We start from the raw sequence: 7,185 nt of genomic DNA, 5'->3' as shown, positions 1-7,185 counted from the left end.
GCATTAAAAATATATTAATACATTCAAAGTCTTGTTTGAGTTTGAATTTGAGAGGATTGTGTGTTTGATTCAGGATCATGTCAGTATATAAGTTTTTAACTGAATATTTGAAATGGGTATAAGTTAAATACTGGTGAGGCTTTGCCTAGTAATTCCTCCTTTTTGAATTAAGGTGGAAGCTTTAATGATAGCACTCAATAGAAAATTATAAGAAAGTTTCATTAAAATTGTTGACTCTTCTTTAACTCCAACATATTGGTTTTTTGGAAAAATTTTCAAAATGAATGCGATGGTGTCGAGTAACTGTCTTTTGGTTAAAACCTACATGGCTCGTTGTCCATTTTTTTGTGATAATACGCTCATTGATGAGAGGTGTCGTACTGTAGACAAACTTCCCTCAGAGAAATTAGTTATTTTATTTAAAAGCAATAAAATATAGTAAAGTGATTTAATTTTTTACGCAGCCTACTAGGCGGCTTATGTATAAGGATTATCTTTAACAACACCATCGTTTGGCATCATTGTAGTCCATAGGTTGTAAGTTTTCTTTTCATCAAATTTTTGTTTAACATTATTTTAAAATTTAGTTTTCACCTTAATGAGGTCTTTATCTCGATTTTGAATTAGAAACTGATAGGCAGCTAGGTTATTTATGGTAGATATTCTTACAGGAGTGAAACTTATAAAAACAATATTTGTTAAAACAAAAATAATTATTTGAACGTTTTAATCTGTAAACATACCACCTAAAAACACGTTTGTACGTATTTCAATTAAATTGTACATTTTAATAACATTAATGTTATTAAAAATGATCATTCAAATTAGAGAGCGAAGATGATATATCCTAATTCAGAGAAACGGTTCCTAATATTTAGAGAGTTATAATAGTGTCGAAAAAAGTAAATAAAGTTGTTCTTGCTTATTCTGGTGGTCTAGACACTTCAGTTATTCTGCGTTGGCTACAAAAGACTTATGAGTGTGAGGTGGTCACATTTACTGCTGATTTGGGACAAGGTGACGAACTTGAGCCTGCGCGAAAAAAAGCTGAGCTGTTCGGTGTCAAAGAGATTTTCGTTGAAGATTTGCGTGAAGAATTTGTACGGGATTATGTTTTTCCTATGTTTCGCGCTAATACGCTTTATGAGGGGCAGTATTTATTAGGAACCTCCATTGCAAGACCATTAATTTCCAAAAGACAGATAGAAATTGCTGAAGAGGTGGGTGCCGATGCGGTCGCTCATGGTGCTACGGGTAAAGGGAATGATCAAATACGCTTTGAACTTTCATACTATGCGTTAAAACCAGACGTTAAAGTTATCGCCCCATGGAGAGAATGGGATCTCACGTCTCGTACGCGTTTGCTTCGATTTGCTGAAGAAAATCAAATTCCTATTGCCCATGATAAAAGAGGTGAAGCGCCGTTCTCCGTTGATGCTAATCTATTACATTCCTCATCTGAAGGAAAGATTCTGGAGGATCCAGCTGTTTCCCCTGATGAGATTGTTTTCCAGCGCACGATTTCTCCAGAAGATGCTCCTGACAAAGCTACTGAAATTGATATTGATTTTAAGAATGGAGATGCAGTTGCCATTAATGGGATTTTTATGTCGCCTGCGGTGTTGCTTACCAAATTGAATGAGCTAGGCAAAGCGAACGGTATTGGACGTCTTGACCTCGTAGAAAATCGATTTGTGGGGATGAAATCCCGTGGAATTTATGAAACACCGGGTGGAACTATTTTGCTCTTTGCCCATAGGAATATGGAAAGTATAACGCTTGATCGTGAAGCAGGCCATCTAAAAGATAGTATTATGCCCCGTTACGCTGAATTAATCTATAATGGGTTTTGGTTTTCACCAGAACGGCGTATGCTGCAAGCTTTAATTGATGAAAGTCAACATTCTGTAACGGGCAGAGTTAAACTTAAGTTATATAAGGGAAATATAATCCTTATGGGACGCGAAAGTCCGAATAGTCTTTATGATATGCGCGTTGTAACCTTCGAAGACGATGAAGGGGCTTATAATCAGCTTGATGCTCAGGGATTTATTAAACTTAATGCGTTACGTTTGCGGTTAGGTGCTCAGGCAGGAAGACGCGGTGGCAGTCTATAGGATAGGTTAATTACGACAATTTAGGGGAAAATTTATGAGGAAAATAGCTTTTGGCTTCATGCTGCTTTCTTTAGTTCTAAATTTAAACGCTTGTGCTGAACATAAAGAGCAAGAGTTAACACCAGAACAATATATGAAAAAAATTGAAATGCAGGCTGGTGTCAAAACATTGCCCAGCGGATTGGCTTATCAGATTATACGTTCTGGCGATTCAAAAGATGCTTCGCCTGCTCCAGGCGATTTGATCCTTCTAGAATATGAAGGACGTTTGCCAGATGGAGTCATTTTTGACTCATCGGATAAACATGGTACAGGATTAATACAGATGCCTTTGGATGGATTGATACCAGGATGGATGGAAACTTTACCCAAGATGCACCCGGGGGATATTTGGAAAATTTACGTTCCCCCTCAGTTAGGATATGGAAACAAAAGTATGGGGATTATCCCTTCAAACAGTCCATTGGTTTTTAAAATTCATTTAGTTGGGGTTACAAAAGCTCCTCAAAATAGTTAGAGTTTGGTTAAGGTTTTTATAAAGTGCATAAACTGTCAGGAAAAAGAATATTTTCAGGAATTCAACCTACAGGAATTCCTCATATTGGAAATTACTTAGGTGCTATCCGTCATTGGGTAGAATTGCAGAACGCTAATGAATGTTTGTTTTGTCTGGTAGATATGCATGCAATCACGGTTTGGCAGGAACCGCATTTGCTAAAAACCCAAATTATTGAGCAAACGGCCGTTTTGATGGCATGTGGCATTGATCCTAAGAAACATATTTTGTTTAATCAATCGGCCGTCCATGCGCACGCACGATTGGCATGGATATTCAACTGCGTGTCTAGAGTTGGGTGGATGAACAGAATGACTCAATTTAAAGACAAAGCGGGTAAGAATAGAGAAGCGTATTCGGCAGGGCTTTATGTTTATCCCAATTTAATGGCAGCGGATATTTTGGTTTATCAAGCGACGTATGTTCCTGTAGGTGAAGATCAACGTCAGCATATCGAGCTTACCAACGATATTGCCCAAAAATTTAATCACGATTATAAAGTTGATTTTTTTCGAGAAGTTAAAGGAGTTATTCCAGAAATTAGCGCAAGGGTAATGAATTTAAGGGATGGTAGTAAAAAAATGTCTAAGTCTGATCCTTCCGAACAGGGTCGTATTACGCTATTGGACACAGATGATGATATCGCCTTAAAAATTAGAAAAGCGAAAAGTGATGCGGAACCTTTACCTTTTGAAAAAAATGAATTGGATCGTCGTTTAGAAGCTAAAAATTTAATATCCATGTATTCCGTATTGGCTCAACAACCTATTGAAAATGTTTTAAAAGATTTTGGCGGTAAAGGATTTGCTGCACTTAAACTAGCGTTAACCGATATAGTAATCGAAATCATTTCTCCTATACGAAAAGAAACGCATCATTTATTAAACGATTCTCAATATATTCTCAATATATTAAGAAGCGGCGCGGAAAAAGCCTCTGCAATTGCTAATCCTATTATTGAAAAAGTTGAGTCGTTGGTAGGCTATGTAAAGTAAACAAAAATAATGAGACAGCAAACTGGTTTTTTAAAACTTCAAACTAAAAGACAAGGATTAACGTTGTTGAACCTTGAATTGTCCAATTGGGTTTTGAAATCAGGAATAAGTACTGGATTGTTAACTTTATGGTGTAGGCATACGTCTGCCTCTTTTATAGTGCAAGAAAATGTCGATCCCAATGTAAAGAGTGATATTTTAAATTATTTAAATGAATTAGTGCCAGAAAACCGAGCGTATTTGCATAATACTGAAGGTTTAGACGATATGCCTGCTCATATCAAAACCGTTTTGACCCAAACGCAACTGTCTGTTCCTATCGTTAATGCATGTATGGTTTTGGGCATATGGCAAGGTATATATTTGTTTGAACACAGAAAACAGCGTCACATTCGAGAAATAGCGCTTCATCTTATTGGGCAATAATGTTAGTGACATAGAAAATTAACACTACCTGGCCGAAACGCCTTGTTGTATGCGTCGAAAGAGTTTTTTTATTTAAGAAATTGTAAAAGCAATTCCTTGCAGGTTTTTATATAATATTTGCTTGATGTTTCATCAAAGTGGCTAAGTAAGATGAATTTTAAAGAAAAAAAACCTTTTTTTGATGCGTGGCATAAATTTTTTTTAGACATACTGATACCTAAAAAATGCTTGATATGCAAAGAAGCCATAGAGGGTTCAGGCGATATTTGTTCGTCTTGTTTTAATAGATTGGTATTTGTAGAACCCCCTTATTGTAAGTCGTGTGCGACTCCTTTTCTTTCTGAGATTGAAATTAGGCATCATTCTATTTGTGCATCTTGTGCGGAAAACCCTACTGTTTGGACAGAGTGTCGCGCAGCCTTGGTCTACAATCAGTCTGTAAAAGAGCTTTTGCTTCCCTTAAAATACTCAGATCAATTACAAAGCTTAAATTTTTTAACGCATATGATGCTCAGGAATTTGTCTGACTTAATTAAACAAGCGGATTATTTAATTCCTGTTCCTTTGCATTCCAAAAGATTGAAACAAAGAAAGTATAATCAGTCCGCGTTGTTAGCGTGGTGTTTAAGTAAAAAACAATCCATTGAAGTCCTGCCGTTAGCATTGACTCGTAGCAAAGAAACTGTGCCTTTAGGACATTTTAACAAGCAAGAAAGACAATCTATCCTAAATGGAGCTTTTGAATTACATCCGAGCTATCGAAAAAAATTAATAGGGAAACATGTTATTTTGGTAGATGATGTATTTACGACAGGGGCTACGCTTGAAGCTTGTAGTTTAATATTAAAAGAGCAAGGGAACGTATCTCGGGTGGATGTAAGCGCCGTAGCTAAAGTAATTTAGTTTTGATGTTCATTAATGATACATTCATGTAATTTTTAATTATTGCATTTATATTCACTACAGAATTGAATAAGATGCAATAGTTAGAGTTTAATTATTGTGGAGAAATAACATGGCTAATGTTGATATATACACCCAACCCGGTTGTCCCTTTTGTCACAAAGCATTGAACCTTTTAAAGTCAAAAAATATTAAATTTAACGAGATTAATGCTCCTAAAGGCAGTAAAGAAAGGGAAGAAGCCATACAAAAATCAGGAGGAAAGACGACCGTTCCTCAAATCTTTATTGATAACAAACCTATCGGTGGGTGCGATGATTTATTAAAACTAGACGCCTCAGGTAAGCTTGATCAAATTTTACAGCATTGATCCCTGAAAAATTTTATAAGGGTTGGTTAATATTTTAAACAATCCTACGGAAGTAGGTTAAATTTATGCGTTTTTTTATTGCTGTTTGTGCAGGCCTTGTTTTTCTTTTTTACTATGGCTGTACTATGTCTTTTGCTCAAAGTTCTTCCTCATCTTTTGAAGGGTTATGGGCCACTAGAAAAGAAGATGGAGTTTTTAATATTTTTAAGTGCAAAGCTTTTCTTTGTGGGAGTTTCGTAGGGATGCAGTATGAGGGCAATACTGCACCCTTGAATACAAAAGGACATTCTCAATGCAATTTACTAATGTTGAAGGATTTTACGCAACAGAAAAATAAATCAGTTTGGGTAGGTAAGATTATGGATCCTCGAAATGAAAAAATTTACAATGCTATGATATGGTTGCATAATGATCATGAGTTAAAATTAAGAGGTTATATAGGAATTAGCTTATTTGGACAAACACAAACATGGTATCGTTATCATGGCAGTATCTCTAAAGACTGTCGATTAAATAATAAATAAAATTATTTTATTTTACAAAATTTACTTCAACAAAAAGTGTGCTGCATCAATAAACGGACTATTAATGTAATTTTATATATGGATTGTTTCAAACGGGTAAAAAAATATTTTTAGACGTCGCCAATATTTAAGCTGGAGGTTTTGAATCGTTTGGAATATTATAACTAGTAGAAATAGGGTTAATTTATCTTTTTACTCATATAAAAATATGGAAATTTGAGGTCTGTAAAACTAAGCCTAATTTATGATAGAATAGATTCTAAAATAAGGCAAAATTAAATATTAATTATTTACTCTGTTTTATTAGTAATAAAACAGAGAATTGGTCATTTTGTTTAATTACAGTTGTTGTGAGAGCGGCAATTCTAGTTTGTATTGGGTCGGCAATCAATGTTATTAGAGAAATAAAATAATCTTCTTTATATAAAAATTGTAGTTTAAAAATTATAATTGTTGGTACATATTTTCGATATACTGACATATTTTGAGTTAATTAATTTTTTGATAAACAGGTAATATAATTAATTGAAGGATGTTTTGTAATTTTCCAGCCGTTTAGCCTAAGGGTTAAACCAGCGATATCAACTATTCTTAGGCCAGCTTGATGAGCCATTTGTCTCAATTCGTTGGGCGTGACAAATTGTTTCCAATTATGTGTTCCAACGGGTAGCAAACGTGTCACGTATTCTGCACCGACTTTGGCAAAAAAATATGATTTAAGATTTCGGTTAATAGTAGAAATGAAAACCTTGCCCGTCGGTGTTAATAAGTTCGAAATATGTTGAATAAATTCATGAGGATTTTTAACATGTTCAAGTAATTCAAGAGCAATAACAATTGAAAAGCGCTGGAACTTGGGGTCTAATTCTTCGATACATCCAATGCGATAGGTTATCTTTCCACTATGTTGTGGTAAAGGTACTTTATCCAAATGGCTTTGTGCGGCCTTAATGACTTCTTCACCCGCATCAATACCCACTATATCATAACCCAATTTTGCTAAACTTTCGCTGGCTAGTCCAGCCCCACATCCTATATCCAAAATTTTTTGGGGCTTAGTAATATTAAATTTTTTCAACTTATTATCGATCCAAGAAATTCTTAGATCATTCATATCGTGTAGTGTTTTCATGGGCCCTGAATGGTCCCACCACTGCTGCGATAACGCATTAAAATGATTAATTTCATTTTCAATGATAGATTTGTTTTGATCAGAGCCATGAGATGGTGTAACGATAGACATTGTTTGTGCCTTTCCTAGGCATTAAAATATATAATATATATATAATAAGAC

8 protein-coding genes are annotated in these 7,185 nt (G+C 35.0%); 7 read left to right on the top strand and 1 reads right to left on the bottom strand.

The window, feature by feature from the left end; translation table 11 throughout:
• Window positions 1-887: 887 nt before the first annotated feature.
• The 7 genes from AABE15_RS07415 (at window position 888) to AABE15_RS07385 (ending at window position 5,891) form a co-directional block, all read left to right on the top strand.
• Window positions 888-2,117: an argininosuccinate synthase gene (locus AABE15_RS07415; RefSeq protein ID WP_338330654.1), complete on the top strand. Its 1,230-nt coding sequence runs from the start codon at window positions 888-890 to the stop codon at window positions 2,115-2,117.
• Window positions 2,118-2,151: 34 nt separating this feature from the next.
• Window positions 2,152-2,634, top strand: a complete 483-nt coding sequence (locus tag AABE15_RS07410) for an FKBP-type peptidyl-prolyl cis-trans isomerase (protein ID WP_338330653.1) — start codon at window positions 2,152-2,154, stop codon at window positions 2,632-2,634.
• A gap of 23 nt (window positions 2,635-2,657) precedes the next feature.
• The gene (gene trpS / locus AABE15_RS07405) at window positions 2,658-3,668 is read left to right on the top strand and encodes a tryptophan--tRNA ligase (RefSeq protein WP_338330652.1); all 1,011 of its coding nucleotides are present in this window, start codon (window positions 2,658-2,660) and stop codon (window positions 3,666-3,668) included.
• Between the two features lie 9 nt (window positions 3,669-3,677).
• Window positions 3,678-4,094 carry a secondary thiamine-phosphate synthase enzyme YjbQ gene (locus tag AABE15_RS07400; protein ID WP_338330651.1) on the top strand — a complete coding sequence of 139 codons (417 nt, stop codon included), beginning with the start codon at window positions 3,678-3,680 and terminating at the stop codon, window positions 4,092-4,094.
• A 150-nt stretch (window positions 4,095-4,244) separates the two neighbouring features.
• Complete coding sequence (locus AABE15_RS07395; protein ID WP_338330650.1) at window positions 4,245-4,997, top strand: ComF family protein; 753 nt, start codon at window positions 4,245-4,247, stop codon at window positions 4,995-4,997.
• Window positions 4,998-5,109: 112 nt separating this feature from the next.
• Complete coding sequence (grxC, locus tag AABE15_RS07390) at window positions 5,110-5,367, top strand: glutaredoxin 3 (RefSeq protein WP_338330649.1); 258 nt, start codon at window positions 5,110-5,112, stop codon at window positions 5,365-5,367.
• A 65-nt stretch (window positions 5,368-5,432) separates the two neighbouring features.
• Complete coding sequence (locus AABE15_RS07385) at window positions 5,433-5,891, top strand: DUF2147 domain-containing protein (RefSeq protein ID WP_338330648.1); 459 nt, start codon at window positions 5,433-5,435, stop codon at window positions 5,889-5,891.
• Window positions 5,892-6,384: 493 nt separating this feature from the next.
• Here AABE15_RS07385 and ubiG read toward each other — a convergent pair whose 3' ends face one another.
• The gene (gene ubiG / locus AABE15_RS07380; protein ID WP_338330647.1) at window positions 6,385-7,134 is read right to left on the bottom strand and encodes a bifunctional 2-polyprenyl-6-hydroxyphenol methylase/3-demethylubiquinol 3-O-methyltransferase UbiG; all 750 of its coding nucleotides are present in this window, start codon (window positions 7,132-7,134) and stop codon (window positions 6,385-6,387) included.
• Window positions 7,135-7,185 lie beyond the last annotated feature (51 nt).

Origin of the sequence: Commensalibacter sp. Nvir (assembly GCF_963921845.1) — a bacterium.
Lineage (GTDB): Bacteria > Pseudomonadota > Alphaproteobacteria > Acetobacterales > Acetobacteraceae > Commensalibacter.
The sequence above is the reverse complement of the archived record's forward strand: the minus strand, read 5'-3'. Positions and strand labels throughout refer to the sequence as shown.